General features: G+C 71.7%; 25 protein-coding genes. 10 read left to right on the top strand and 15 right to left on the bottom strand.

What is annotated here, in order from left to right; translation table 11 throughout:
• Window positions 1–77 precede the first annotated feature (77 nt).
• From CRP27_RS03680 to CRP27_RS03665, 4 genes are read right to left on the bottom strand one after another with little or no spacing between them, the layout of a single operon-like run.
• The gene (locus tag CRP27_RS03680; RefSeq protein WP_097179359.1) at window positions 78–2,474 is read right to left on the bottom strand and encodes an excinuclease ABC subunit UvrA; all 2,397 of its coding nucleotides are present in this window, start codon (window positions 2,472–2,474) and stop codon (window positions 78–80) included.
• 49 nt (window positions 2,475–2,523) lie between these two features.
• Window positions 2,524–3,246: a hypothetical protein gene (locus CRP27_RS03675; RefSeq protein ID WP_176505450.1), complete on the bottom strand. Its 723-nt coding sequence runs from the start codon at window positions 3,244–3,246 to the stop codon at window positions 2,524–2,526.
• Entirely contained in the window at window positions 3,246–3,902 is a 657-nt protein-coding gene (locus CRP27_RS03670) for a hypothetical protein (protein WP_097179358.1), read from the bottom strand. The genes CRP27_RS03675 and CRP27_RS03670 overlap by 1 nt, the downstream gene beginning before the upstream one ends.
• Window positions 3,903–3,960: 58 nt before the next feature.
• Entirely contained in the window at window positions 3,961–4,317 is a 357-nt protein-coding gene (locus tag CRP27_RS03665; protein WP_141399679.1) for a hypothetical protein, read from the bottom strand.
• Between the two features lie 49 nt (window positions 4,318–4,366).
• Between CRP27_RS03665 and CRP27_RS03660 the strand changes: the two genes are divergently transcribed.
• The gene (locus CRP27_RS03660; RefSeq protein ID WP_097179356.1) at window positions 4,367–6,991 is read left to right on the top strand and encodes a hypothetical protein; all 2,625 of its coding nucleotides are present in this window, start codon (window positions 4,367–4,369) and stop codon (window positions 6,989–6,991) included.
• A 168-nt stretch (window positions 6,992–7,159) separates the two neighbouring features.
• The gene (locus CRP27_RS03655; protein WP_097179634.1) at window positions 7,160–7,579 is read left to right on the top strand and encodes a VOC family protein; all 420 of its coding nucleotides are present in this window, start codon (window positions 7,160–7,162) and stop codon (window positions 7,577–7,579) included.
• Here CRP27_RS03655 and CRP27_RS03650 read toward each other — a convergent pair.
• The 3 genes from CRP27_RS03650 to CRP27_RS03645 form a co-directional block, all read right to left on the bottom strand.
• On the bottom strand, window positions 7,560–8,507 hold the full coding sequence (locus CRP27_RS03650; RefSeq protein WP_097179355.1) for an isoprenylcysteine carboxylmethyltransferase family protein: 948 nt from the start codon (window positions 8,505–8,507) through the stop codon (window positions 7,560–7,562). The genes CRP27_RS03655 and CRP27_RS03650 overlap by 20 nt on opposite strands.
• A gap of 163 nt (window positions 8,508–8,670) precedes the next feature.
• Complete coding sequence (locus CRP27_RS18105; protein ID WP_158521771.1) at window positions 8,671–8,808, bottom strand: hypothetical protein; 138 nt, start codon at window positions 8,806–8,808, stop codon at window positions 8,671–8,673.
• Window positions 8,809–8,870: 62 nt separating this feature from the next.
• On the bottom strand, window positions 8,871–9,776 hold the full coding sequence (locus CRP27_RS03645) for an SDR family oxidoreductase (RefSeq protein ID WP_097179354.1): 906 nt from the start codon (window positions 9,774–9,776) through the stop codon (window positions 8,871–8,873).
• A gap of 256 nt (window positions 9,777–10,032) precedes the next feature.
• Here CRP27_RS03645 and CRP27_RS03640 point away from each other — a divergent pair, with 256 nt between their 5' ends.
• From CRP27_RS03640 to CRP27_RS03630, 3 genes are all read left to right on the top strand, one after another.
• Complete coding sequence (locus CRP27_RS03640; protein WP_097179353.1) at window positions 10,033–10,584, top strand: DapH/DapD/GlmU-related protein; 552 nt, start codon at window positions 10,033–10,035, stop codon at window positions 10,582–10,584.
• Between the two features lie 65 nt (window positions 10,585–10,649).
• On the top strand, window positions 10,650–10,904 hold the full coding sequence (locus CRP27_RS03635; protein ID WP_097179352.1) for a Rho termination factor N-terminal domain-containing protein: 255 nt from the start codon (window positions 10,650–10,652) through the stop codon (window positions 10,902–10,904).
• 23 nt (window positions 10,905–10,927) lie between these two features.
• Window positions 10,928–11,146 carry a hypothetical protein gene (locus tag CRP27_RS03630; protein ID WP_141399678.1) on the top strand — a complete coding sequence of 73 codons (219 nt, stop codon included), beginning with the start codon at window positions 10,928–10,930 and terminating at the stop codon, window positions 11,144–11,146.
• Between the two features lie 9 nt (window positions 11,147–11,155).
• Here the strand turns inward: CRP27_RS03630 and CRP27_RS03625 are convergent, their stop codons facing one another.
• Window positions 11,156–11,416, bottom strand: a complete 261-nt coding sequence (locus CRP27_RS03625) for a hypothetical protein (protein WP_097179350.1) — start codon at window positions 11,414–11,416, stop codon at window positions 11,156–11,158.
• A 111-nt stretch (window positions 11,417–11,527) separates the two neighbouring features.
• Here CRP27_RS03625 and CRP27_RS03620 point away from each other — a divergent pair, with 111 nt between their 5' ends.
• Together CRP27_RS03620 and CRP27_RS03615 are read left to right on the top strand one after the other, a co-directional pair.
• Window positions 11,528–12,487 carry an SDR family oxidoreductase gene (locus CRP27_RS03620; protein ID WP_097179349.1) on the top strand — a complete coding sequence of 320 codons (960 nt, stop codon included), beginning with the start codon at window positions 11,528–11,530 and terminating at the stop codon, window positions 12,485–12,487.
• A gap of 119 nt (window positions 12,488–12,606) precedes the next feature.
• Window positions 12,607–13,635: a transporter gene (locus tag CRP27_RS03615; RefSeq protein WP_097179348.1), complete on the top strand. Its 1,029-nt coding sequence runs from the start codon at window positions 12,607–12,609 to the stop codon at window positions 13,633–13,635.
• A 71-nt stretch (window positions 13,636–13,706) separates the two neighbouring features.
• Here the strand turns inward: CRP27_RS03615 and CRP27_RS03610 are convergent, their stop codons facing one another.
• From CRP27_RS03610 to CRP27_RS03590, 5 genes are all read right to left on the bottom strand, one after another.
• Complete coding sequence (locus CRP27_RS03610; protein ID WP_097179347.1) at window positions 13,707–14,729, bottom strand: Gfo/Idh/MocA family protein; 1,023 nt, start codon at window positions 14,727–14,729, stop codon at window positions 13,707–13,709.
• Between the two features lie 66 nt (window positions 14,730–14,795).
• Complete coding sequence (locus CRP27_RS03605; protein ID WP_255257416.1) at window positions 14,796–15,788, bottom strand: Gfo/Idh/MocA family protein; 993 nt, start codon at window positions 15,786–15,788, stop codon at window positions 14,796–14,798.
• Between the two features lie 27 nt (window positions 15,789–15,815).
• The gene (locus CRP27_RS03600; RefSeq protein ID WP_097179346.1) at window positions 15,816–17,207 is read right to left on the bottom strand and encodes an ABC transporter substrate-binding protein; all 1,392 of its coding nucleotides are present in this window, start codon (window positions 17,205–17,207) and stop codon (window positions 15,816–15,818) included.
• Window positions 17,204–18,133, bottom strand: coding sequence for a carbohydrate ABC transporter permease (locus CRP27_RS03595; RefSeq protein WP_097179345.1), 930 nt, complete (start codon window positions 18,131–18,133; stop codon window positions 17,204–17,206). The genes CRP27_RS03600 and CRP27_RS03595 overlap by 4 nt, the downstream gene beginning before the upstream one ends.
• Before the next feature lie 4 nt (window positions 18,134–18,137).
• Window positions 18,138–19,010 carry a carbohydrate ABC transporter permease gene (locus tag CRP27_RS03590; RefSeq protein ID WP_255257415.1) on the bottom strand — a complete coding sequence of 291 codons (873 nt, stop codon included), beginning with the start codon at window positions 19,008–19,010 and terminating at the stop codon, window positions 18,138–18,140.
• 221 nt (window positions 19,011–19,231) lie between these two features.
• On the opposite strand from CRP27_RS03590, the gene CRP27_RS03585 reads away from it, so the two are divergent.
• Together CRP27_RS03585 and CRP27_RS03580 are read left to right on the top strand one after the other, a co-directional pair.
• Window positions 19,232–20,500, top strand: a complete 1,269-nt coding sequence (locus CRP27_RS03585) for an ROK family protein (protein WP_176505449.1) — start codon at window positions 19,232–19,234, stop codon at window positions 20,498–20,500.
• A gap of 184 nt (window positions 20,501–20,684) precedes the next feature.
• On the top strand, window positions 20,685–21,494 hold the full coding sequence (locus CRP27_RS03580; protein WP_097179342.1) for a DUF1684 domain-containing protein: 810 nt from the start codon (window positions 20,685–20,687) through the stop codon (window positions 21,492–21,494).
• A 164-nt stretch (window positions 21,495–21,658) separates the two neighbouring features.
• Here CRP27_RS03580 and CRP27_RS03575 read toward each other — a convergent pair whose 3' ends face one another.
• Complete coding sequence (locus CRP27_RS03575; RefSeq protein ID WP_097179341.1) at window positions 21,659–22,219, bottom strand: histidine phosphatase family protein; 561 nt, start codon at window positions 22,217–22,219, stop codon at window positions 21,659–21,661.
• A 4-nt stretch (window positions 22,220–22,223) separates the two neighbouring features.
• Window positions 22,224–22,940: an MgtC/SapB family protein gene (locus tag CRP27_RS03570; RefSeq protein WP_255257414.1), complete on the bottom strand. Its 717-nt coding sequence runs from the start codon at window positions 22,938–22,940 to the stop codon at window positions 22,224–22,226.
• 167 nt (window positions 22,941–23,107) lie between these two features.
• Between CRP27_RS03570 and CRP27_RS03565 the strand changes: the two genes are divergently transcribed.
• On the top strand, window positions 23,108–24,592 hold the full coding sequence (locus CRP27_RS03565; protein ID WP_097179340.1) for a reverse transcriptase family protein: 1,485 nt from the start codon (window positions 23,108–23,110) through the stop codon (window positions 24,590–24,592).
• Window positions 24,593–24,632: the final 40 nt, after the last annotated feature.

Below are 24,632 nucleotides of genomic sequence, written 5' to 3'. Positions count from 1 at the left end.
GGGTGGTGCTGCCGGTGTCCGGACTGGAGGCGCGGGGCGGGCCCGCCACGTGCCTCCAGTCCGCTGGGCGTGGACCGTCAGAGCCCGAGTTGCGCCCGCAGGTACGGTGCGGTCCGGCTGGCGGCGGACGCCGCAACCTGCTGCGGCGTGCCGGAGGCGACCACCCGGCCGCCCTCGGCGCCGCCGGAGGGACCCATGTCGATGACGTGGTCGGCGACGGCCACGACGTCCATCGCGTGCTCGACGACGACGACGGTGTTGCCAGCGTCGGTGAGGCGGGCGAGCTGGTCGGACAGCAGCTCGACGTCCGCCGGGTGGAGTCCCGTCGTCGGTTCGTCGAGCAGGTAGAGCGTGTGGCCTGACCGGGCGCGCTGGAGCTCGGTGGCGAGCTTGATGCGCTGGGCCTCGCCGCCGGACAGCTCCGGTGCGGGCTGCCCGAGTCGGAGGTACCCGAGACCGACCTGGCGGAGGGTCTCGAGGCCTCGCGCCGCCGCCGGGAGGTCGCCGAGGAACGGAGCGGCCTCGTCGACGGTCATGCCGAGGACGTCGGCGATCGTGGCGCCGTTCCACCGCACCTCGAGGGTCTCGTCGTTGTAGCGACTGCCGTGGCATTCCGGGCAGGGGGCCCAGCTGCCGGGCAGGAACAGGAGCTCGACGGACACCGAGCCCTCGCCCTGGCAGACCTCGCACCGGCCGCCGGCCACGTTGAAGGAGAACCGGCCGGCGGTCCAGCCGCGCTCGCGTGCGGCATCGGTCGCGGCGAAGGCGGTCCGGACCGCGTCGAACAGGCCCGTGTAGGTGGCCAGGTTCGACCGCGGCGTCCGTCCGATCGGCTTCTGGTCGACCTGGACGGTGCGGGTGACGAGCGGGTGGGCGGCGGCGGCCTCGGGGAGGACACCGCCGACGAGGGACGACTTGCCGGAACCGCTGACCCCGGTCACCGCGGTGAGCACCCCGAGCGGGACGTCGACGTCGAGGTGCCGGAGGTTGTGCAACGTCACGTCGCGGAGCTCGAGCGTGCCGACCGGCGTGCGCTCGGACCGGTCCGGAGCGCGGTCGCCCGGGTACAGGAACCTCCGGGTGACGCTCGCCTCCACGTCCGCCAGCCCGTCGACCGGCCCGCTGTACAGCACCGTGCCGCCACCGGAACCCGCGCCGGGACCGACGTCCACGATCCAGTCGGCACGACGGACGATGCTCATGTCGTGCTCGACCACGAACACGCTGTTGCCGCTCGCGCGGAGGTCGTCGAGGACCTGCACGAGCGACTCGGCGTCGGCGGGGTGCAGCCCGGCGCTCGGCTCGTCGAGGACGTAGACCACGCCGAACAGTCCGGACCGGAGCTGCGTCGCGATCCGGAGCCGCTGCGTCTCGCCCGGCGACAGTGTCGGCGTCGCCCGGTCGAGCGCGAGGTACCCGAGTCCGAGCCCGACGAGCACGTCCACACGCGTGACGAGGTCGCCGGCGATCGCGACGGCGACCTCGGTGTGCTCGCCCGACGACGCCCGAGAGGTCGCGGCCCCCGCGTCCGTGATCGACGCGATCGGCCGGAGCACGTCGGCGAGCGCGGTGAGCGGCAGGCCGTTCAGCTCGGCGATGCTGCGGCCACCCACGGTGACCGCCAGCGCGGCACGGGTGAGGCCGGTGCCGCCGCAGAGCCCGCACGGGCCCGACTCGACGAACTGCAGCGCGCGGTTGCGCTGGGTCTCGCTCTGCGAGTCGGCGAGGGTGTGGAGGACGAACTGCCGAGCGCTCCAGAACCGGCCGCGGTACGGCTTCGCCACGCGGTCGCGCTTCGGGTGCACCTCGACGACCGGCTGCTCCTCGGTGAACAGCAGCCAGTCGCGATCGGCACGGGGGAGATCGCGCCACGGCCGTTCGATGTCGTAGCCGAGGACCGCGGTGACGTCGCGCAGGTTCTTGCCCTGCCAGGCCCCGGGCCACGCGGTGATCGCCCCGTCCCGGATGCTCAACGAGTCGTCGTGCACCGCCGAGGCCTCGGTCACCTCGTGCGCCGTGCCGAGCCCGTGGCAGCGCGGGCAGGCGCCGGCCGCGGTGTTGGGCGAGAACGAGTCCGACTCCAGCCGCTCCGCTCCCGCCGGGTAGGTACCCGCGCGGGAGAACAGCATGCGCATCGAGTTGGACAGCGTCGTCAGCGTGCCCACGGTCGACCGGGCGCTCGGTGCACCGCGGCGCTGCTGCAGTGCGACGGCCGGCGGCAGTCCCGTGATGGAGTCGACGTGCGGCGTCGACCCCTGTGCGATCAGCCGTCGGGCGTAGGGGGCGACGGACTCCAGGAAGCGGCGCTGCGCCTCGGCGAAGACGGTGCCGAACGCCAGCGATGACTTCCCGGAGCCGGAGACCCCGGTGAAGGCGACGATGCGGTCGCGGGGGATGTCGACGTCCACGTCGCGCAGGTTGTGCTCGCGGGCGCCGCGGACACGGATGAAGTCGTCGTGACGAGGAACGGGCATCCTCACGATGCTAGGCGCGGGCGGCTGGGTGCCCGGCCGTCACGATGCTTCATCCCCCGTCGAACGCGATCCGGAGGCGATCGATAGCGGTCCGGTCGACGCCGGCGGCACGGATGATCGTCGGATCCCGATCGATCAGCGCGGCAGCCGCCGAGATCCGCCGCCGTTCCGTCGGCGTGATGTCGTCGGCGACCCGGTCGCGTCGGGTGATGAGTGCTGCGAGCGTCGCGATGTCCGAGAGGTGCCGCGCGGGATCGTCACCGACGATCTCGACCGCCGCCGCCTTGGACAGGAGGGCGCCCTGCAACGTCGGCCGGAGCACCGTCCCGATCCGACCGTTGACCTCCAGCGTCACCGGGGTGGCACGCCACAGAGCACCTTGTGCGCCCGGCGCCGCGATCGTCGTGCCGCCCGTGACCCCTCGGCGCCGTTCCGCGCGCTCCCCGAGGAACCGCGGGATCAGGACGTCGATCTGCGCGTCACCCCGGACCCACCGGTGCTGGTGCCCCTCGAAACTCGTGCCGTCGGGACGGAAACCGAGATCGCGGAGCGCCCCGGTGAAGGTCATGAGCATCCGGGGTCTGGCGCGGACGTCGAGTGCGGTGTCGGCGTCCGTCGTCGGGCGGCTCGGTGCGGCACCGCGCTCCCAACAGAGCGACTGGACCATCTGCCCGCCGACCAGTGCCCAGCCATCCGACAGTCGCTCGTGGAGGTCGAAGAGCGCATGCCAGGCGCCCGCCTGGGCAGGGCGCAGCGGAGGAGCCGCGAACATCAGAGGGCGCTGTCGAGCAGTGATCGGGCAGCGGCGCGTTCACGGGCGCCGTCGTGGTGGGCCAGCTCGATGATCAGCGTGCCGAGCGGCAACGGATCCGAGGGTCGCTCGGCGCTGATGTGGAGGAGGACGTTGGGTCGAGTGTCCGTGGCGACGAGGAGGTACTCCCGCTGGACGGCGGCGAGGTCGTCCTCGGCGACGTGTGCTTCGAGGAACCCGGCGTCGCTGATACCCGATCGTGGGTCGCTGACGCCCGCGCGGACGAGTCGACCGTCGGCACGGAGGTCCTCGAGATCAGCCGCAGCGAGCTGGTACCCGCTCGGCTCCCGGTACTCGGTGCGAGTCCAGTTCACGATGCGTTGCCACGGCATCGGATCGGCGCGCAGCTCGGCGATGCGTTCCTGGATCCGGCCGCGCTCACTGCGGGAGAGCCCGTTCGCCCAGTCGGGACTGCCGGAGAGCCGGCACTCGACGGCGCGCACCGACCTGCGGGAGAGGGGGCGGCCGGGGCGTCCCCGATGCGGTGTGGCGTCGTCGACCAGCCACTGCGCACCGACGCGGCGCGCTGACAGCGTGCCGGCGGCCGCTGCGGCCTGTACTCGCCGTCGGGAGACACCGTGTCTCGCTGCGTACTCGGCCGTGGTGATCTCCGCCATGGGTGCTCCGTCCTGCTGTACCACAACCATACGCCAGTGCGAATGATTGTGGTACGCGTCAGCGAGCGAGCCGGAGACGGTCTTCCGCTGCGGCGAGCGCCGCCCGCATCTGCTCAGCGTCGCCCTCGGCCCACCTGCCGGAACTCGCGAGCGGCAACTCGGTCATGTGTCGGCGGAGGTGCTCGAGGTAGTCGCGGACGATGCGGTCAGGATTGGTCCGAACGGTGGCGTAGAGCGCCGGCCCGTCGGCGTAGAACAGGTCGGCGACGACGAGCCGGCCGTCGGCGCCGCGCATGACGTTCGCGGGGTTGTCGTCGAGCGGAGCCGGCCACGGCTGTTCGCGGGCACCTCGCGGCTGCGCCCGCGTTCGCCGTTCGGCATACTGATCCCACATCTCGACCCGAGGGGATCTCATGGAGGCGCTCTGGCTGACGACCGACGCATGGTTGGAGTCGCATCAAGGCTTGATCGCCGTCGTCCTCGGTATCGCGGCGCTCGCCTTCGGCATCCCGGCGACCGTGCAGTCGGTCCGGGCGTTGCGGGATCGTCACCTCACGTCCGATGAACTCACGGCGACCCTCCGGGCGACCGGGGGGCGCGTCAGTGGGCCCCGACTCCAGAACGAGGCCGTCGGTTTCCGCGACGTCCTGCCGATCCAGATTCGGATCGATGACGGGGAGCCGACCGGTGGTGTCCTCGGCATCCTGACGACCGTCGCCGACGGCGAGTCGATCCTCGCTCTCGGCGAGGGCGGCGCGGGGAAGAGCGAACTGTTGCACCAGGTGCACCTCGAGTCGTACCGATCGAGTGATCCTGCGTCGCCCCTCGTCGAGGTCGTGAGCCTCGCGGCGTTCCCCGGAGGCGTCCGCGGCCGTCGGGGAGTGGTGCGGTGGGCGGTGCGACAGGTCGCGTCTCGGTACCGGCGCTCGCCGGCCGCCATGTCACGTCTGGTGGACGAGACACGGATCGTCATCGCTTTCGACGCGCTGGACGAAGCGTCCGAGGCGGTCCGCGCAGAGGTCGTGACCCAACTCATCGCCTGGTCCGCCACACATCCCACGGTGGTCACGAGCCGTGCCTCAGCACCCTCGAACGTTGATGACCCGCCGTCCGAGGCTCAGCTGGGAAGCGCTCGTCGTGTTCGGACCGCACACATGCAGGCACTCGACACGCAGCAGATCATGACGGCGCTTCGGACAACTCCAGCCACGAACCTCCAGGCGCTGATCGACGCTGCGCACATGTTCGCCAACCCGCTCCGCCTCCAGCTCCTCCTGTTCACGGCTCGGGCCCGCGCACTCGCGGACGAGGAAGTGCGGGCGATCGTCACGGACTCGCACGCGTTGCTCGCCCGTGTCGTCCGTGGTGTGGACGGTCGGTCTGGCACCGCAGACCCGGCGTTGCGCTTTGCGGTGGTGTTGAGCGCGGACGTCGGGAAGGATCAAGGGGCGGCGTTCCGTCTCATGCCCTTCGCCTTCGCCGGGGTTGCCACGTGGATGTCTCGGGCGATCGTCCTCGCGTTCCTCGCTGCGCTCGCTGTGAGCGGTTTCACTACGACGTCGATCGTGCTCGGGTGTGCCGTGTTGGTCGCGTCGACGTACGAGTGGCAGAACCCGGTGTTCCGCGCAGTGCGTGCCGCCATGCCCAACGCGCCTGACTGGGTCGCCGTCATCGTCCGAGCCGCGTTGGCCTTTGCGTTCGTCCACGTGGTCCGCATCACCGTGACGAGCCTGTACGCCGGCGCGCTAGCGACCGGAGGTGCCGGTGAACTCGTCAGCTGGTACTGGGCTGCTGCTGCGTTGTGGTTCTTTCTGATCACCGAGGCGTCGCCGTTCTCGCGCGGGAGCTACGTCGGGTACACGCGGTACCTAGAGACCCGGGCGTGGCCACAGTTCGCGGCGGGCGGACTCGTGGCTGCGCTCGCGGTGCTGGGAGCACCCGCCCTCGGTGCGGTCGTACTCGGGCCGTTCGTCGCCATCGGGGCGGCGTGCGTTTCCATCGCCGTCTCCTTCATCGCCGCATGGATCGCGTCGTCGGTGCCGCCGTGGCGGTGGCGGGCGACGGCGGTCCATCTCGTGCGACGCGGCGTGCTGAGCCAGAGCGGGCGCCGCTTCAAGTTCGTCCATGCCGACGTCGAGCAGCACCTGCTCTGGGAAGCGGCGGCGGATCCGGCGGTTCCACGGTCGGTGTGGCGGTTGTTCGGCCGGCACTGGGCCGAGCGGATGTTCAACCGACGTCTCGGGCGGACCGGAGTTCAGCCCGGTCGCACCGCGGACGAGGTGATCGACCTCCTCAGCAGACGGTTCGCCTGGAGTCCGCTCGTCGTCAACACGATGGTCCCGTACCTGTCGTGGACGCGTATGGACCCCGAACGAACCCTCGCCTTCCTCCGGCGTCACGACCGTGCGGTACTTGATCGGGGACGCGATCCACGACTCGTCGATGCGATGGACCGTGCGGGTGATCCCGAAGGGCTCGACCAGGCCCTCGGAAGGCTCGACGGAGCGCGCACGAAGTTCGAGGCGCACTGGCTGCTCCGGGTCCTCGAACGGCACGGTGACGATCCCCGTGTCGTCTCGTTGCTCGACCGCCTCGGCACGACGCGGCGAAGCCAGGACCGTCGCCGGGCGCGACGACCGGAACCGGACGTCGCGGAGTTCGTCGCGCTCCAGATCGCTTCCGGAAGGGCGCCGGCGGACTCCGTGTCCGAACCGGTTGGCGACATGGTCGCGTGGTGTCGGAGCCTCGCCGACGAGGCTCCGACGCTCGCGGTCGCTAACGCACGCATTGCACAAGCCGCGTACAGCGCCGACGTCCTCGGTTTTGCCCGATCGATCGCGGTGTTCGCGGTCGACGCGGTCGGGACCTCCGACACGTACGAATGCATGGTCGAGGTCATGATGACCGCCGCAGTCATCGCGCGGGAACCGGTCGCCGAGGGATGGCTCGACCGCGCAGCCGCGACCGGCTTGACCGTCGTCGATCGGACCGACCTCGCGGCTCGGCTTCCGCGGTCCGCCTGGGACGGCTTGCTCCTGTCACGGCGAAGCGCCGGTCGGCAGGCACGGGAGGACATCACGAACACGTGATCGACGCGCACCGGGCCAAGTTCAGACGTGCCGACGGCGTTGCAAGGTCATGGCGTCCATCGTCCCATCCTGCCCGACGACCCACGGGTCTTCCGGTCCGCCCGCAGCGATGGGACGATGGGCGCGACACGGACGACGACGCCCGTGCACACCCCCGAGGAGTCCACCATGGCCGTCCGCCTCAACCCGTACATCAACCTCCGCGACCGGGCGAGGGAGGGCCTCGAGTTCTACCACTCGGTGTTCCGCGGCGAGCTCACCCTGAGCACGTTCGGCGAGGCCGGCATGGCGCAGGACCCCGCCGACGCCGACAAGGTCATGCACGGGCAGCTCGAGGGCGAGAACGGGCTGCTGCTGATGGCCTCCGACGCCCCCAGTGGCATGGCCGGTCCCGAGGTCAGCAACATCTCGGTGTCCCTCAGCGGGGACGACGAGGAAGCGCTCACCCGCTACTGGAACGGCCTGGCCGAGGGGGCGACGACGATCATCGAGCCGCTCACGAAGGCACCGTGGGGCGACACGTTCGGCATGCTCACCGACCGCTACGGGGTCACGTGGCTCGTCAACATCAGCGGCGCGGCGGGCTGATCGCGTCCGCGGGGGCGCTCGCCGGGATCGGCCACCGCGGCACCCAGCAGCGGACCCGTGCGGCGTAGCGGCGGAAGTCGTCGCCGAAGCGGTGCTCGAGGTCTGCTTCCTCGAGCGGGCGGACGATGCAGTTCCACACGATCGACCCGGCGAGCGCGTACACGACGACCATCCACGAGCTCAGCAGCAGGCCGACGGCGACGCCCTGCGTGATGCCGGCGAGGGCCATCGGGTTCCGGACCGCGCGGTACGGGCCGGCGACGACCAGCCGGTTCGGCATGGCGGAGGGCAAGGGGGTGCCGGCTCCCTGGGTGGACATGGTCGCCGCTGACACGATGCCGAGCGCGCTGGCGAGCACCAGGACGACTGCACCGGTGACGACGGACGCGGTCACGAGGAGCCCCGGCAACGGCGGGTGCAGGCGCCACCGGTGCTCGGCGACGGCGATGACCAGGGGGAACACGCCGAGGAACAGCCCCCAGAAGACGACGATCTGCGCGGCGGTGCCGAGGCCGTGGCGCCGCCGTCCGCCGTCGGGGTCGGCGGTCCGGAACCGCAGCGGACCGGAGGTCACGAGTTCCGTCGGGATCCGGCCGAGCAGGACGAGCGACAGCGCGAGGACCGACCCGACGGACGCACCGATCATGATGAGGACACCGAGTCCCGCCTCGGTGGTGACGGTCGCCCAGACGACGATCGCCGCCGTCACCGCGACCGTCCAGAGGGCCGCGACGACCGCGGCCGCGCGGACCCCTGCGGCGGCGAGCGCCGACGCGACGACGAACAGCGGGACGTCCGCGAGTGCGACCAGGAACGGTTGCAGGGACCCGAGGGTCGCGGTCCGGACGGCAGGCAGCGTGAACACCGCGATCCACCACGCGGCCCCGCCCGCGGCCTGGGCCGCGAAGTACCACCGGCCCCAGGACATGGGAGCACGGTAGCAGCGCGAGACGGACTGGAGGCGCGGTGCCAGCTGGCACCGTCCCTCCAGGCACGGCCGCCACCCCGCTGGCGCGGTGCGCCGGTACCGGCTGGTGGGGCCCACCTCCCGTCCATCTGCCGTCACGTCTCGAGCACGTGGGCCGGCGCGCTCAGTCCTGACGGTTGATCTGGCCGAGCCAGCGTCCGAAGGACGGCTTGCGCTCGTCGTGCAGGACCGAGACGGTGCTCGTCGGCAGGCAGGTGCGCTCGTCGTCGAGGCCGGTGCTCTTGTGGAGGTCGTGGGCCATGGTGTGCTCCTTCGCGTTCGTGATGGGTTCGACACCGGCGATCCGCCGGGTATTCCCGCTGGTCAGGGCGTGACCATGCCACCGTTGACGTTGAGGGTCTCGCCGACGACGTAGCTCGACTCCTGCGACGCGAGGAACACGTACGCGGGGGCGAGTTCGGCCGGCTGCGCTGCGCGTCCCATCGGCGACTCGCTGGACCCGAAGTCCGGCAGGGACTCGGGGTCGACGCCGCCGCTCGGCTGCAGGACGGTCCAGGTCGGCCCCGGTGCCACCACGTTCACCCGGATGCCGCGCTCGACCAAGGCCTGCGAGAGCCCCTTCGACAGGTTGTTGATCGCACCCTTGGACGCGGCGTAGTCGAGCCGGTCGGGTGCGGGCTGGTACGCCTCCATCGACGCGGTCGTCGTGATCGTCGATCCGGGGTGCAGGTGGGGGAGTGCGGCGCGGACGAGCCGGAAGAGCCCGAAGACGTTGACGTCGAAGGTCGCCTCGAACTGCTCGTCGGTGAGGTCCTCGACGTTCGGCTGCCAGCGCTGCTTGCCGGCGACGCTGACGAGCGTGTCGAGGCCGCCGAGCCCGTCGACGGCCTGGTCGACGAGGGCCTGCGCGTACCCACGGTCGCGGAGGTCGCCCGGGATCGGCACCGCGGTGCGACCGGCCGCCTGGATCTGTTCGATGACGTGGTCGGCGTCGGACTGCTCCTCGGGCAGGTAGGCGAGCGCGACGTCCGCGCCCTCGCGTGCGAAGGCGATCGCGACGGCGGCGCCGATGCCGGAGTCCGCTCCGGTGATCAGGGCCTTCCGGCCGTCGAGCCGGCCGGTTCCGCGGTAGGTCTCCTCGCCGAGGTCGGGGATCGGGCGCATCTCGGACTGGAGGCCCGGCTCGGCCTGGGTCTGCGGTTCCGGACGGACGTCGGTGTAGCGGGTGCGCGGGTTCGTTGCTTCGTACTGGTCGCGGGGTGCGTTCATCGGGAGCTCCTGTGGTGCGTGCGTTGTCCCTCCACCGAACAGGGTGCGGTCTGGGATCACCTGCAGGAGTGCGGGAGTCGGTCAGCACCACCCGTCCGCCACGGCGCAGGAGGAGCAGGGTCGGATCGGCGGTGCGTCGGACACCGCAACGATCCCGCAAGGCCGTCGCGACCTCGTTGTCGTGCACCGGGACCGCGTCCTACGGTCCCGGTGTGCGCGAGGCCGTGCACGTTCCGTCGTGAAGTCCGGAGGGCCCATGGCCGCACGCAAGGTTCCGTCGCCCACGTTCCTGTCCCGTCTGCGGGAGGACGTCCTGTCAGCGGGGGAGTACGCCCTGTGCACACTCCTGCTCGGGACCCCGTTCCTGCCGCGCGCCGTGCGTCGGTTGGTCCTGGTCGCCGGAGGAGCGGACGTCCGGTCGAGCCCGGGGATGTCGATGTCCCTGACGGGGTCGCCGCGGAACCTGACGATGGGTGTCGGAGTGTTCTGCAACCGGAACGTCACGATCGAGGCGGTCGCGCCCGTCCGGATCGGATCGCACTCGGCGCTCGGCCCCCAGGTGCTCGTCGTGACCAGTCACCACGCGCTCGGCGACGACGGCGTCTGGAACGAGCACGCCACCGGTCGCCCGGTGGACATCGGCGAACGGGTCTGGATCGGCGCACGGGCGGTCGTGCTGCCAGGTGCGGTGATCGAGGACGACGTGGTCGTGGCGGCGGGCGCCGTCGTGAGCGGCCGACTGACGTCGCACGGGCTGTACGCGGGCGTGCCGGCGAAACGGATCCGCGAACTCGCTGCGGCGGGCTGATCGGTCGGTCGGTCGCACCGTCGGGCTGGGCGCCGTCCGGAGGCACCGCGCGTACCCTGCGGGCCATGCCGAACCAACTCAAGAAGCCGGACATGTACGACGAACTCCGCAAGGAGGGCAACTCGAAGGAGAAGGCCGCCCGGATCAGCAACGCCGCCGCGGCCCGTGGCAAGGAGGCCGTGGGCCGGAAGGGCGGCGAGTCGGGGTCGTACGACGACTGGACCGTCGCGGACCTCCGGAAGCGCGCGAAGGAGCTCGGTCTGACCGGCTACTCGTCGAAGCGCAAGTCCGAGCTGATCGAGGCGCTCCGGGACCACTAGCCGCATCGGGCAGAATGGTGTCCGTGAACGAGACGGGCATGCCGCGCTTCCGACGGATCTGGTCGACGGTGCAGGTCGGGGTGCTCGCCGTGGCGGTCGTGTTCTGCATCGTGATGCTCGTCATCGGCCAGGGCAAGCTCGACCGGGTCTACGCCGTCGCGGCAGTGTTCTTCGGGCTGGCGCTCGTGGGGCACAGCACGTACCTGTGGCTCGTCGCCCGCAACGACCGCGGCCGCCCCTGACGGACCGCGTCAGCCGAGTCGTACGGCGAGCGGGACGAGCAGCCCCGCCACCCAGACGAGCACCAGGAGCAGCGCGCCGACCGCGATGAAGCGTCGACGTCGGCGGAGCTTCGGACTCCGTTCCTCGCCCCACATCTGTGCCCGGACGAGCACCCGGTTCGCCTGCTCGACGACCTTCCGGACCTCGGGGTCCTCGAGTTCGAGCACGCCGTCGCGGGCGTGCTGGGCGATCACGGTCGCTTCGTCGACGGTGAGGTCGTCCTTGCGCATGTCCCCATCGTGACACCCGGCGCCCGTCGGCGCACCCCACGCGCGGGACCCGGCCCCCGGGGTACGCCCGCCTGTGCCGGCCACGAGCGCCGACCGCGTACCAACGAGGACATGGCACATCGGTTCCGCGGGAAGATCGTCGTCGTCACCGGAGCATCGAGCGGCATCGGGAGGGCCGCCGCGCACGAGTTCGCCCGGCAGGGCGCGACGCTGGTGCTCGCCGCGCGCGGTCACGACAGTCTCGAGGCCGCCGCGGCCGAGTGCCGGAAACTCGGCGCCGAAGCGATCGCGATCCCCACCGACGTCGCCGACGAGCACCAGGTCGAGGACCTGATCGCCACGGTGACGAGCCGCTTCGGCCACATCGACGTGTTCGTCGGCAACGCAGCGCTCTTCGTCTACGGGCTGTTCGAGCAGACCCCCACGGAGGCGTTCAAGCGTGTCGTGGACACGAACCTCTACGGGCACCTCAACGCCGTCACGCACCTGCTCCCGCACTGGAAGCAGCGCGGGCGGGGCACCTACGTCCTCGTCGGGTCGATCCAGTCGCTGCTGTCGGCGCCGTACCAGTCGGCGTACGTGACGAGCAAGCACGCGGCACTGGGCCTGGTCGACGTCCTCGGCGACGAGTTCGCCCACACCGGGATCCGGTTCACGACCCTGCTGCCGTCGACGATCGACACCCCGATCTACCAGAACGGCGCCAACTTCACCGGGAAGAACTCGCACCCGCTGCCGCCGACGGTGTCGGTCGGACGAGCCGGGCGTGCCGTGGTGCGGGCGGCGCTGCACCCGAAGCGCTACCGCTACGTCGGGCGCATCCAGGCGTCCCTCGTGCCGCTGCAGTACGTGTTCCCCGGGCTGTTCCACAAGCTCACGAAGCCGATGGTGGAGACGTTCGCGCTCCGCGGGTCCGGTGCTCCGACCGACGGCAACCTGTACAGCCCCGCCGACGCCGGCAACGCCACCGACGGTGGATGGGTCGCGAAGCGCCGGCGGGTCACGCGCCCGCTGCTCGTCATCGGGGCGCTCGCCGCGGTCGCGGGCGTCGCCCTGGGCCGGCGCCGCTGACGTTCCCGCCCGCAGGGTGCGAGGTTCCGCACTCCGTGACACGCGCTGCGGGTCGCACCGTGCGCGAGACCTCGCACACTGGGCCGGCAGCGTGCGGACTCCGCGAGAATGGGTCCGCCATGCCACGACCCACCACACGCATCCCGCTCAACACCCTCGCCGTGCCGTTCGGTCTCGCCGGGTTCGCCGAGACCTGGTCGTACGCGGCCCCCGTGCTGCACCTGCCGGCGTTCCTGCCGCAGGTGTTCTGGGCGATCGCCGCCGTCGCCTGGCTCTGGCTGCTCGGGGCCCACGTGGTCCGCGGCGTCCGGGTGCGCGCGCACGAGCGGCTCGTCGACCAGCTCCGACACCCGGCACAGGGCCCGCTCGCGGCGCTCGTCCCGGCGACGGCGATGCTCCTCGGCGTCGACCTCTCGCGCTCCTGGCCCGTCGGTGGGCAGGTGCTCGTGCTCCTCGCCGTGGCGGTGGCGGCCGGGTTCGCCGCGTGGCTGCTGAGCACGTGGTTCGAGGGACGGCTCGCGCTCGAGTCGGTGCACGGCGGCTACCTGCTGCCGACGGTGGCCGCTGCCCTGGTCGGCTCGGTCGCGACGCACGAGGTGGGCGCGACCTGGCTGTCCTGGGCGTGCTTCGGCGTCGGCGTGTTCTTCTGGGGCGTGATGACCGGCTTGCTGCTGCTCCGTCTGTGCTTCCGTCCGGAGCTGCCCGGCCCGCTCGTGCCGACGATGGCGATCCTCGTCGCACCGCCGGCCGTCGCAACGGTGTCGGTGTTCGCGCTGACGGACGACGTGGTGACGCTGCCGGTGCAGGCGATCGCCGGGCTCGGTGCCCTGCTGTTCCTGGTGCAGCTCGCGCTGGTGCCCCGGTACGTCCGGCTGTCGTTCTCGCTCGGGTTCTGGTCGTTCGTGTTCCCGGCGGCGGCGGTCGCGACGGCCGCGATCGAGTGGCTGCGGGTGCTCGACCCGTCGTGGGCGTGGATCCCGGTCGTCGCGGTGCTCGCGCTGCTGTGCGTACTCGTCGCCGTGGTCGGGACACGGTCGCTCGGGTTGGCGGCGCACCACCTGCTCCGGCAGGCGGAGGGCGTCCTCCAGGCCGCCGACGACCAGGACGCGGAGCCCGGTCCCGTGACGGGCGCGACGCGGGTGGTCTGAACGCGACGACGGACGGGAGGCACGGTGCGCGTCGGACGCGCACCGTGCCTCCCGTCCGCTGGTCGCGGTGGTCAGGCCGAGACGGCCTGCTCGGCCGTCAGCACCGGCGCGATCGTGCCGGTGCGCGCACCCTCGTAGGCCGCGAGGATCATGCCGAGCACGGCGATGCCCTCGCGCTCGGTGTGGATCGGGCGTGTGCCGTCCCGGAGGCAGAGGCCGAACGCCTCGATCTCCGCGGCGAACGTGTCGACCTCGTCGAAGGTGACGGTCTCGCTCGTGCCGTCGAGCAGGTCCCACCGCAGGGTCGTGCCGTCGCTCGTCAGGGCACCGCGCTCACCGACCGCGCTGAAGCGCTCCGTGCCGGCGGCCGGCTGGTACGCCCAGCTGGTGACGAGCTGTCCGACGGCGCCGTTGTCGAAGCGGAAGAGGGCCTGCGCGGAGTCCTCGCCCTCCATGAACGTCAGCCGGTGGGTGGAGAGCAGCGCCGTGGCCTGCGTCGGCACGCCGCCGGCCAGGTGCATGAGCAGGTAGCTCGGGTGGTAGCCGGTGTCGATGAGCTCGCCGCCGCCGCTCTGCGAGGCGTGGGCGCGCCAGCCCATGTTCGACGGGTCGAACTCGTTGCGGAACGAGTCGGTGGTGCGGACCTCGTACACGGTGCCGAGCACGCCGTCGTCGAGGAGCTGCTTGGCCTTCGCGACGGCCGGCATGAAGAGCTGGTTGTGGGCGCACATCAGGGTGACGCCCGCCTCGGACACGGCGGCCTGCACGTCGCGGGCCTCGTCCGGGCTCAGGCAGAGCGGCTTCTCGCAGAGCACGTGCTTGCCGGCGCGGGCGGCGGCGACGATCGCGTCACGGTGCAGGTGGTGCGGCAGGCAGATGTCGACGGCGTCGATGTCGGCGTGTTCGAGCATCTCGAAGTAGTCCGTGAAGGACGGGACGCCGAGCTCGGTGCCGCGCGCCTCGGCCGTGGCGGGGACGGCGTCGGCGACGGCGGTGATGCGGACGAGATCGGGGTGCTGGGCGTAGCCGTTGATGTGGAAGGTGGCGATCCCGCCGCCCCCGATGAGGCCGACGCGGATGGGTGCAGTGGGCATGGTTGGTACTCCTGGCTCTGGTCGTGCTGGTGTGCTCGGTGCTGCGGGTCTCCGTGGTCCCGCCGGTCAGGCGGCGACCGGTACCCGGGCGGCCTGGTTGGCGGCCACCACGAGGCGGGTGAGTTCCACGGCGCGGGCGAGGTTGTCGTCCGCGCGCGTGCCGGCGGCGATGTGGTCCACCCACTGGCCGAACGCGTCCTGGGTGTCCTCCGGGACCGGGAGGGTGACGGGCTGGTCGCCGTAGGCCGGTCCGCCGGCGGTGAGGACCCCCTGCTGGTCGGAGTAGGCGAGCCAGCCACCGGTCCCGGCGACGTCGATCGTGAACGGGGTGCCGGCGACGAACCCCGCCTCGATGACGCCGATGGCCTGCGAGGGGTAGCCGACCGTGACGACGGCGTGGTCCTCGACCGCGCGGCCGGTGACCGAGCGGTAGACGGCGTCCACGGTGTCCGGGCGGGCGCCGAGGAACAGCTGCGTCAGGTACACCGGGTGGCAGCCGAGGTCGGTGAGGGCCCCGCCGATCGCGGTCTGCGGGTCGAAGAAGCGCTCGGGCAGCCACGGCGCGATCGCGCCGTCGTGGGACAGTCGGACGCGGGCGAAGGTGACGTCGCCGAGGCGGCCCTCGTCGATCTCGCGGCGGATCGCGGCCGTGTAGCCGTGGTACAGCCGGGGGAGCGAGACGATGAGCCTGACGCCGGCGGCGTCGCACGTGGCGATGATCTCCTCGCACTCCGCGACGGTCGGGGCGAGCAGCTTCTCGGTGAAGACGTGCTTGCCGGCGCGGGCCGCACGGGTGATGACGTCGTGGTGCACGTCGGTGGAGGTGGTGATCGTGACGGCGTCGACGTCGTCGCGGGCGAGGAGCGCGTCGAGGTCGTCGGTGAACTCGACGCCGAAGCGCTCGGCGCCGTCGCGGCCGCGTTCGACGTCGTCGTCCCAGACGGCGACGAGCTCGGTGCCGGGGTGCTCGACGGCCTGCCGGGCGTAGTCACCGGCGTGCACGTGCCAGAAGCCGAGGACGGCGACACGGATGGGGGTGGCGGGCACGGTGGTGGGCACGGTGGTGGTCCTTTCGTCGGGCCCGGATCAGATCCGGACCTTGTCGTAGTCCTTGGGGAGCTTGAAGGGCGAGTAGGTCTGCATCATCGGGTCGACGCGGGCCTGGGCTCGCTCGACGGCCTCCTGCGGGCTCGCCGTGCCGAGCAGCACGCTCGACCGGGCGTCCGCGAGGGAGTCCCACCACGCGCCGCCGACCGGCAGCGGTGGACGGCAGCTCGACGCACCCATCGACTCGACGAAGAACCGGATCGACTTCGCCGAGCCCTTCGGGTCCTTGAGGGCGGCGATGTTCGAGGGCACGCTCGTCGCCGGGACGACGTAGGTCTCCTGACCGCGCTTGCTCGTGAAGTACTTCATGAGCTCCCACACGGCCCTGTTCTTCTTCGAGCCCTTCGGCAGGCAGAGCGCGAAGCCCCCGGACCACGTGTACTTGTCGTCGCCGGCATGCTGCGTCGGCAGGTACGCGGTGCCCCAGTCGAGGTCCTTCGGGCCGTAGTTGTCGAAGGTCTGGATCGTCGACGGCACGCTCACCATGAACGCCATCCGGTCCGCCATGAACGCGGTCTGCCCCGGGGGGTGGCCCGTCGGCTCGTACGTGGCGATGAAGGTGTCGGCGTCCTTGTAGCCGTACCGCTTCGCCCAGTCCTCGTAGAAGTCGAAGATCCCGCGGACGCTCGTCGAGTCCATCGTCATCCGGGAGTCCTGCTGGTCGAAGTAGGACGCCCCGAGTCCGAGACCCCAGGTGAACGGCCACCCCTCGCCGTACCAGGGGAGCAGCCCCATGTGGGTGTAGTTGCCGCCGGACTTCTTCGTGATGCGCTCGCTGACCTCCCACACCCGGTCGAGCGTCGCCGGGCCGTTGTGCTCCCAGTCGAACTCGTCCGGGTCGACCCCGGCACCCTTGAGCATCTTCCGGTTGACGAACATCCCGCGGCAGTCGGTGTCGTGCGGCAGACCGTAGGTCTTGCCCTCGTACGTCACCTCGCCGATCGTGAACCCGAGCCACTGCGCCAGGAACTCGTCCTTCGGTTGGTCCTCGAACTCCTCGATGAGGTCGTCGATCGGCTCGATCAACCCGATCGCCGCGTACTGCGCCGCACTGAACCGGTCGAGCAGCCACAGGTCCGGGGCCGTCCCGCCACGGACCGCCGTGATGATGCTCGTCGCGTCACCGGTGCCCTGCGACGGCACGACGTTCACCTTGACGTCGATGTCCGGGTGGAGTGCCGTGAACTGGTTGATGACCTTCGTCTGGAACGGCACGAACGTGCCGGTGACGCCCCAGATCGTGACCTGGTTCGGATTGCTGCGCGCGCCGGACCCCGAGGCGCAGGACGCGGCGAGGAGCGCGAGGGCCCCGGCACCGCCTGCTGCCGCGGCACCGCGGAGGAACGTGCGACGGTCGAATGCGCTGCTCACTTGAAGCTCCCGATCTGGACACCCTTGATGAAGGTCCGCTGGAACACGAAGAACAGGACCACGAGCGGCAGGATGATGAGCACCGACGCCGCCATCAGCTGGTTGAACTGGAAGTCCTGCGAGTTGTTGAGACGGAAGATCTGCAGACCGATCGACAGGGTCTGCACGTTCTCGTCCTGCAGGTAGATGAGCGGCCCGAGGAAGTCGTTCCAGGCCCCCACCGCCGCGAAGATCCCCACGGTGACGAGCGCCGCGCGGGCCTGCGGGAACACGATCCGCCAGAGGATGCCCCACTCCGACGCCCCGTCCATGCGTGCCGCGTTCAGCAGGTCCTTCGGGATCTGCAGCAGGAACTGCCGCAACAGGAACACGTAGAACGCGGACCCGAACAGGCTCGGCACGATCAGCGGCAGGAACGTGTTGATCCACCCGAGCCGCGCGTACAGGTCGAACATCGGGATCAGGGTCACCGGGAACGGGATGAACAGCGTCGCCAGGACGACGTAGAACAGGCGGTCCCGTCCACGCCACTCCAGGCACGCGAACCCGTACGCGATGACCAGGTTCGACACCATCGAGAACAGCGTCACGCAGACGGTGATGATCACCGTGTTCCGGAAGAACGTGAAGAACGGCATCGCGTTCACGGCGTCGGCGAAGTTCGACCAGTCCAGCCACTGCGGGAACCACGTGGGCGGGAAGGCGCCGAGCTCGGAGTTGCCCTTCAGCGCCGAGATGACCATCCAGTAGATGGGCACCAGGAACAGCAGGCTCATCGCGATGAGGACCACGCGGGCGAGGACGGACGACCACGGCGACCGGATCGACCCGTCGGCGTTGCGGGAGCGCTCGCCGGAGCGGCCCTTCGGGTTGACCGTCTCGACGCTCGCGGTGACGGTGGGTGAGGACTTGGTGTGCAGGCTCATTGGGTCACTCTCCGGTCACGTCGTAGTTCACGAACCGCTTCGACAGCCAGTACACGAGCCCCGAGAGGAGCATGCCGGCCAGGAACAGCAGGACGGCCATCGCGCTCGCGAACCCGAGCTGCGCGTAGCTGAACGCGTTCTTGTAGAGGTAGAGCATGTAGAACAACGTCCCGTTGTCCGGACTGCCGAGGCCACCCGTGCCGGACGAGATCACGTACGCCTCGGTGAAGACCTGCAGGCCGTTGCTGATGCCCGTGATGAGGTTGAACAGGATGACCGGGGACAGCAGCGGCAGGGTCAGGGCGAAGAACTGCCGCACCGGACCGGCACCGTCGACACGCGCCGCCTCGTACAGGGTCTTCGGGATCCCACGCAGTCCGGCGAGGAAGATCAGCGCCGCGTTGCCCGCGCCCATCTGCGCCAGGGCGACGATGACGAGCTTCGCGGTCGTCGGGTCGCCGAGCAGGTTCGTCGCCGGGATGCCGACGAGCTTCATGACCTGGTTCACGATGCCGGTCTGCGGGTTGACGAGCACGACGAAGATGAACGCCAGCGCGAACGTCGGGATGAGCGACGGGATGTACAGCGCCGTGCGGTACCAGCTGATCTCGCGGACGTCCTGGTTCATCGCCATCGCGATCACGATGGCGACGACGATCCCGACCGGCACCGCGATCACGGCGTAGAACAGCGTGTTGCCGACCGCGGTGTGCACCAGGGGATCGATGAACGCGGCGACGTAGTTGCCGAACCCGACCCACGTCGCACCGTTCATCCCCGAGTACCGCGTCAGGCTGATTGCGAACGAGTACACCAGCGGGTAGCCGATGAACACGAGGACGCCGATGATCCACGGCGAGATGAAGGCGAGGCCCACCCGGAGCCGACGCTTCTCGGCGACCGTCCACGGGTGTCTCTCCCGAGGTCGCCGTCGAGGCCCCGGGACCGCGGCAGCGCGGTCCCGGACGGACGGTGGAGCTGCGGTACCGGATCGTGTCGTCGTCGTCACGAGCGTCCCTTCGTCGTGGCCACACCGGTGTGGCCGTACGATTCAATCAAATTGATTGATGAAACCGAGGTGATGCGATGCTAGGGACCATGGACGATCCGCGTCAACCACCCGCGCGCCCCGTGTTGCACCGCGGAACGAACAGCGCACGAGTCGGCACCCTCAACCGCGCCCTCGTCCTCGACGTCGTCCGCCGCCAGGGACCGGCCACCCGAACAGCGATCGCCGCGACCACCGGCCTCACCGCGCAGACCGTGTCGAACATCGCCGCCCGGCTCCTCCGCGAAGGGCTCCTCCGCCAGGAAGCACCCACCGCACCGGAGGGACCCCGCGCGCTCGGCATCGCCCCGGACGCCCGGTACGCCATCGGCCTCCACCTCGACCCCGCACGCGTCACAGCGGTCCTGGTCGACCTCGCCGGCACCGTCCTCGCCACCGAGCACCGCGACACCGGCCCCGTCGACGACCCCACCGCGACCCTCGACGCCATGGCCGCGATGACCGAACGTCTGCTCGCCGGACGCACCCGCCAGCACCGCACCACCCGGGAACGCCTCGTCGGCATCGGCGTCGCGGCTCCAGGGCCCCTCGACCCGGCACGGGCGGCGCTCGCCGCACCCGTCCAGCTCCCCGGCTGGGCGGGGGTCCCCGTCGCGGAGGAGCTCGGCCGTCGCACCGGGCTGCCCGTCCTGCTCGAGAAGGACGGCGTCGCGGGCGGGCTCGGCGAGGCCTGGACGACCACGAGCACCGCGGGCCTCGTCACGGTCACGCTCGGGCACGGGATCAGTGCGGCCGTGGTCGCCGGGGGCGAGGTCGTCCGCGGGGCCACCGGCAACGCGGGTGAGTTCGGCGGGATGCCCGTGCACGCCCACGGTCGGTGGACCGCCGTCTGGGAGGCCTGCCAGCCGCTCCAACAGGTCCGGCGCGCGATCGACGCCGGACTGCTGCCGACCGACACCGGCACCGACTGCCCGGCCGCGGTCCGCGCCGCCTACGAGTCCCTCTGCGCCGATCCCGAGGGTGCACCCCTGGTCGCGGCCGGGGGAGCGGCACTCGGCTCGGCGCTGGCCCACGTCGTCGAACTCCTCGACGTCACCGAGGTCGTGATCGGCGGGAGCGCGGCGATCGCGGGCGGCGAGGTGTTCCTCGACGCGGTCCGTGCGAGCCTCGCCGACCGCCTGCCGGACGCGCCGCGGATCGCCGTCGAGCCGACCACGCACGGCGAAGCGGCCGTCGCCCGCGGTGCGGCGTGCGCGGTCCTCGGGACGGCGCTCGACGCGCGGGCGCCCGAGGCGACGGTGTCGCCGGTCACGCGGGCCCGCGGGCCGCGGGCGCGCAGCATCGCGCACCCCTGGTGAGACGGCGCGGCCAGCGTGCGTGCTGCTCTGGTCCGGCACCGGCCGGGAGGCGCGGCGCGCGTCCGACCCGCACCGCGCCTCCCGGCCTGGTCGCCGTCACCGCCCCGCCGTCGTGAGCGGACCGCGTGACGTCCCGAGACGGCGGCCGTCGCCACGCGGCCCGCGGACGACGTAGCGTCGTCCCATGACCACGACGACGCCGACCGCACCCGAGTTCCAGGCCGCGTGGAGCGCCTGGCACGACGCCCACGAGCGCGCCAGGGCGAGCGAGCACGGGTTCCTGGCGATCACGAGCATCCGGTGGCTGACCGGCACGCCCGAGCGGTTCGACGACGCTCCCGGGACGTGGTCGACTTCGGACGACGGGCCCGTGGTGGTGCTCGCCGAGGAGGAGTCGATCGAGGTCGACGGCGTCCGGGTCACCGGGACGCACCGCTTCGGCCCCCTGCCGGAACGGTCGAGCACGTCCGTGGTGTGGCAGGACGGGGACGAGACCGTGGTCGTCGAGGTCGCCCGCCGCGGCGGCAGTGATGTCATCCGGCCGCGCCGCCCCTCGAACGTGACACGGGTGTCGTACCCGGGGACGCCGTCGTACGAGCCGGACCCGGCCTTCGTGGTCGACGCGCACTTCGAGCCGTTCGAGACGCCGCGCTCGGTGACGGTGGGCTCGGTCGTCGACGGGCTGCAGCACGTGTACGAGGCGCCGGGCGTGCTGACGTTCGACCTCGACGGGCCGCGGTCGCTCCTGGCGTTCAACGGGCACGGCGACGGGTTGCACGTGCTGTTCACCGACCGGACGAGCGGGGTGACGACCTACGCCGCCAACCGGAGCCTGGACATCGCGGCGCCGGATGCCTCTGGTGCGACGACGATCGACTTCAACCGGGCGACGAACCTGCCGTGCGCGTACACCGTGCACGCGACGTGCCCGCTGCCGCCGGCGGAGAACCGGCTCGACGTGGCGGTGGAGGCGGGGGAGCGGCTGCCCGTGTGAGGCGGGCGCGCGCGGGTGCGGACTCCGAACGACAAGGTTGATGTCGTACGACGTCCACGTTGTCGTCGCTCGCGTGCGCCGGATGTTGCGCGCGCCCGGTTGCGACGAGTCCGGTGTCGTACGACGTCGGAGTCGTCGTTCGGCAGCGGCGCCCACACGACCGGTCAGGGCACGCGGACGCGCGACCACCCGCTCGTCGCCCGCCACGCGCTCGGGTCGAACGTGAACACGCTGCCCATGCCCGGCTGGTCGAGCGCGCGGGAGATCGGCACGCCCCGCAGGTCGGCGAGCAGCAGTGCCCCGACCGCACCGTGCGAGACGATCGTGACGTCGCCGTCGGCGGTCAGCGCCCGGACCGCAGCGACGATGCGCGCCTGGGCGTCGACGGCCCGCTCCCACCCGCGCACCGAGTCGTCCGGCGTGGCGAAGAACGCGTCGACGACCCCCTCGAACTCGTCCAGCGGCAGGTAGCCCGTCGCACTGCGGTCGATCTCGCCCAGCGCGGCGTCGGTCGAGGGGGCGAGCCCCACCGCCTCCGCGACGATGGCGGCGGTGTCGATCGCCTTCTGCTCGGTGCTCGACACGAGGCGCCGGACCCCGGGGTGCCAGGCGACGGCAGCAGCCCCGGCGATCCGGGCACGACCGTCGGCGGAGAGCCCCCACGACTCGATCGGTCGTGCGGGGTCCACGACGACCTCGGCGTGGGTCAGGAAGAACGATGTCACGGCGTCACTCCAGGTCGTCGGCCGCTGACGGGTCGACGATCCGCACGCCGTCGACTTCGCCGATCCGCGCGACGAGCAGGGACCCCTCGGACCGGCCGGCGACGTCGATCCGGACCGCGGTGGCGTCGGCCCGGTCGGTGTCCTGACGCACGAGCCGGGCGACCCGCCACCCGCCCGCGGTCACGAGGGCGAGCACGTCCGGCAGCACCCCGCGTCCGGCGTCGTAGACCACGTCGAGCGTCATCGACTGCTCGGTGGAGCGGGACAGCGTCCAGACGATGGCGGTGTAGCCGAACACGACGACGAAGTGCAGGGCGGTGACGACGAGCGCGAGCAGCCAGAGCCCGGCACCCGCCGCCATGCCGATCGCCGCGGTCTCCCACACCGCGGCCGCCGTGGTCAGCCCGCGGACCGCTCCGCGACGGGTGAGGATGAGCCCGGCGCCGAGGAAGCCGACCCCGGAGACGACCTGCGCCGCGACACGGGACGGGTCGAGCACGACGTGGTCCGGCACGAGGACGTCGCTGAACCCGTACTTGCTCACGAGCAGCATCAGGGCGGACGCGGTCCCGACGATCGCCTGGGTGCGGATGCCGGCGCTCTTCGACCGGAGCTGGCGCTCGAGGCCGATGAGCGAGGCGAGGGCGAACGCGAGCAGGACCTCGCCGATCTGCACCCACCCCTGCCCGGCGAGCGGTTCGGTGAGGTGTTCGATCGTCACGCGCACCGACGCTACTCCCACCGCCACGCGGGGTGACACGTCGTCGTCGCGGGCGGCTCTCGAGGAGCGGCGCGCGGCCGTCGCGGCGACCGACCGACGGACTGGAGGCGTGGTGCGGGCCCGCCCCGTGCCTCCCGTCCGTCAGGGGGTCGCCGTAGGGTGAGCGCGTGGAGTTCCCGGGGGAGGCGGCCGACGCGCGTGACGCGTCGACCTCTCCGGGGTCACCCCGGGGCACGCAGGACCAGCAGGACGACACGCCCCGAGCGGGCCGGCGCGCTCCGCGCGCGATCCCGCACGGAGGCACCGACGGGTCCCCCGGGAACCCCACGCCCCTGTCCGTCGTCGCCGGCGCCCTCGCGGATGCGTTCCTGACCGCTGAGCACTGGGGACCGGACGACCTGACCGCCGCCGGCTGGGCGGTGGTGGGCGTCGAGCGCGCCTACGTCGGGCTCGCGGTCGCGGCGGCCCTCGCCGCGTACCCGCGGCCACCCGTGGACGCACCGCGACAGCTCGCGGCGGTGCTCGCAGCAGCACCGCGGCTGGCCGAACTGCACCGCGCCCGCGAGGCCCGCCGCCCGGTCCGGATCACCGCGCGCCGGGCGACCGCGGTCCGGGCACGACCGGAGACCGCGAGCCGCCTGCTCGTCGACACGCTGCCGGAGCTCGCGCGCGAACTCGACCTGACCGTCGGGCGGCTGCTCTGGCTCGCGGACACCCGTGCGTGGAACCGACGACCGGGTCCGTCCAGCCCGCTCCACCACCACCGGCACGAGTGGATCCGTCGACCCGGACGCACGCCGCGGTTGCTCGAGAAGCCGATGGACATGCTCCGCCGGACCCAGCGGACCATCCTCGACGAGCTCCTCACCGCGCTGCCGGTGCACGACGCGGCGCACGGCTTCGTCGGTGGTCGGAGCGTCGTGACCGGAGCCGCAGTGCACACCGGGCAGCAGGTCGTCGTCACGGCCGACCTGACGTCGTTCTTCGCGAGCATCACGGCGCCCACCGTGTACGGGGTCTTCCGTTCGGCGGGCTTCGCGGAGCCGCTCGCACACGTCCTCACCGGCATCTGCACGCACCGGGCGCCGGTGCACGTCCTCAGCGCGATGCCGGACGGCGGCAGCCCCGAGGAACGGCAGGCGCTGCGCGGCATGCTCCGAGCGGCGCACCTGCCGCAGGGTGCGCCGACCTCGCCGGCGCTGGCGAACACCGCGCTCCGGCACCTGGACGCGCGGCTGGCGGGGTGGGCGGCGTCGGTCGGCGCCGTCTACACCCGGTACGCCGACGACCTGACGTTCAGCGGCGACGACCGGCTCGCGGCACGACCGGACGCGTTCCTCCGCGGGGTCGACCGGATCGTCACGGAGCAGGGGCTCCGGCTCAACCCGTCGAAGACCCGGGTGCGGCGACGGGGAACGCGGCAGTCGGTCACCGGGGTCGTCGTCAACGACCGGACGTCGCCGGGTCGGCGCGAGGTCGACCGGCTGCACGCGATCCTGCACAACGCCGCCGAGCACGGTCCGGCGTCGCAGAACCGCGCGGGACACCCCGACTTCCGGGCGCACCTGCTCGGACGGATCGGGTGGGTCGAGCAGGTCCACCCCGGACGCGCGCGGCGGTTGCGCGACGAGTTCGCCCGCATCACGTGGTGACCCGGCGCGTCCGTGAGCGGGTGTGACGCCGGGTTGCGCT

It is taken from the genome of Curtobacterium sp. 314Chir4.1 (genome assembly GCF_900215175.1).
Lineage (GTDB): Bacteria > Actinomycetota > Actinomycetes > Actinomycetales > Microbacteriaceae > Curtobacterium > Curtobacterium pusillum_A.
This window is presented reverse-complemented; position numbering and strand designations above follow the sequence as displayed.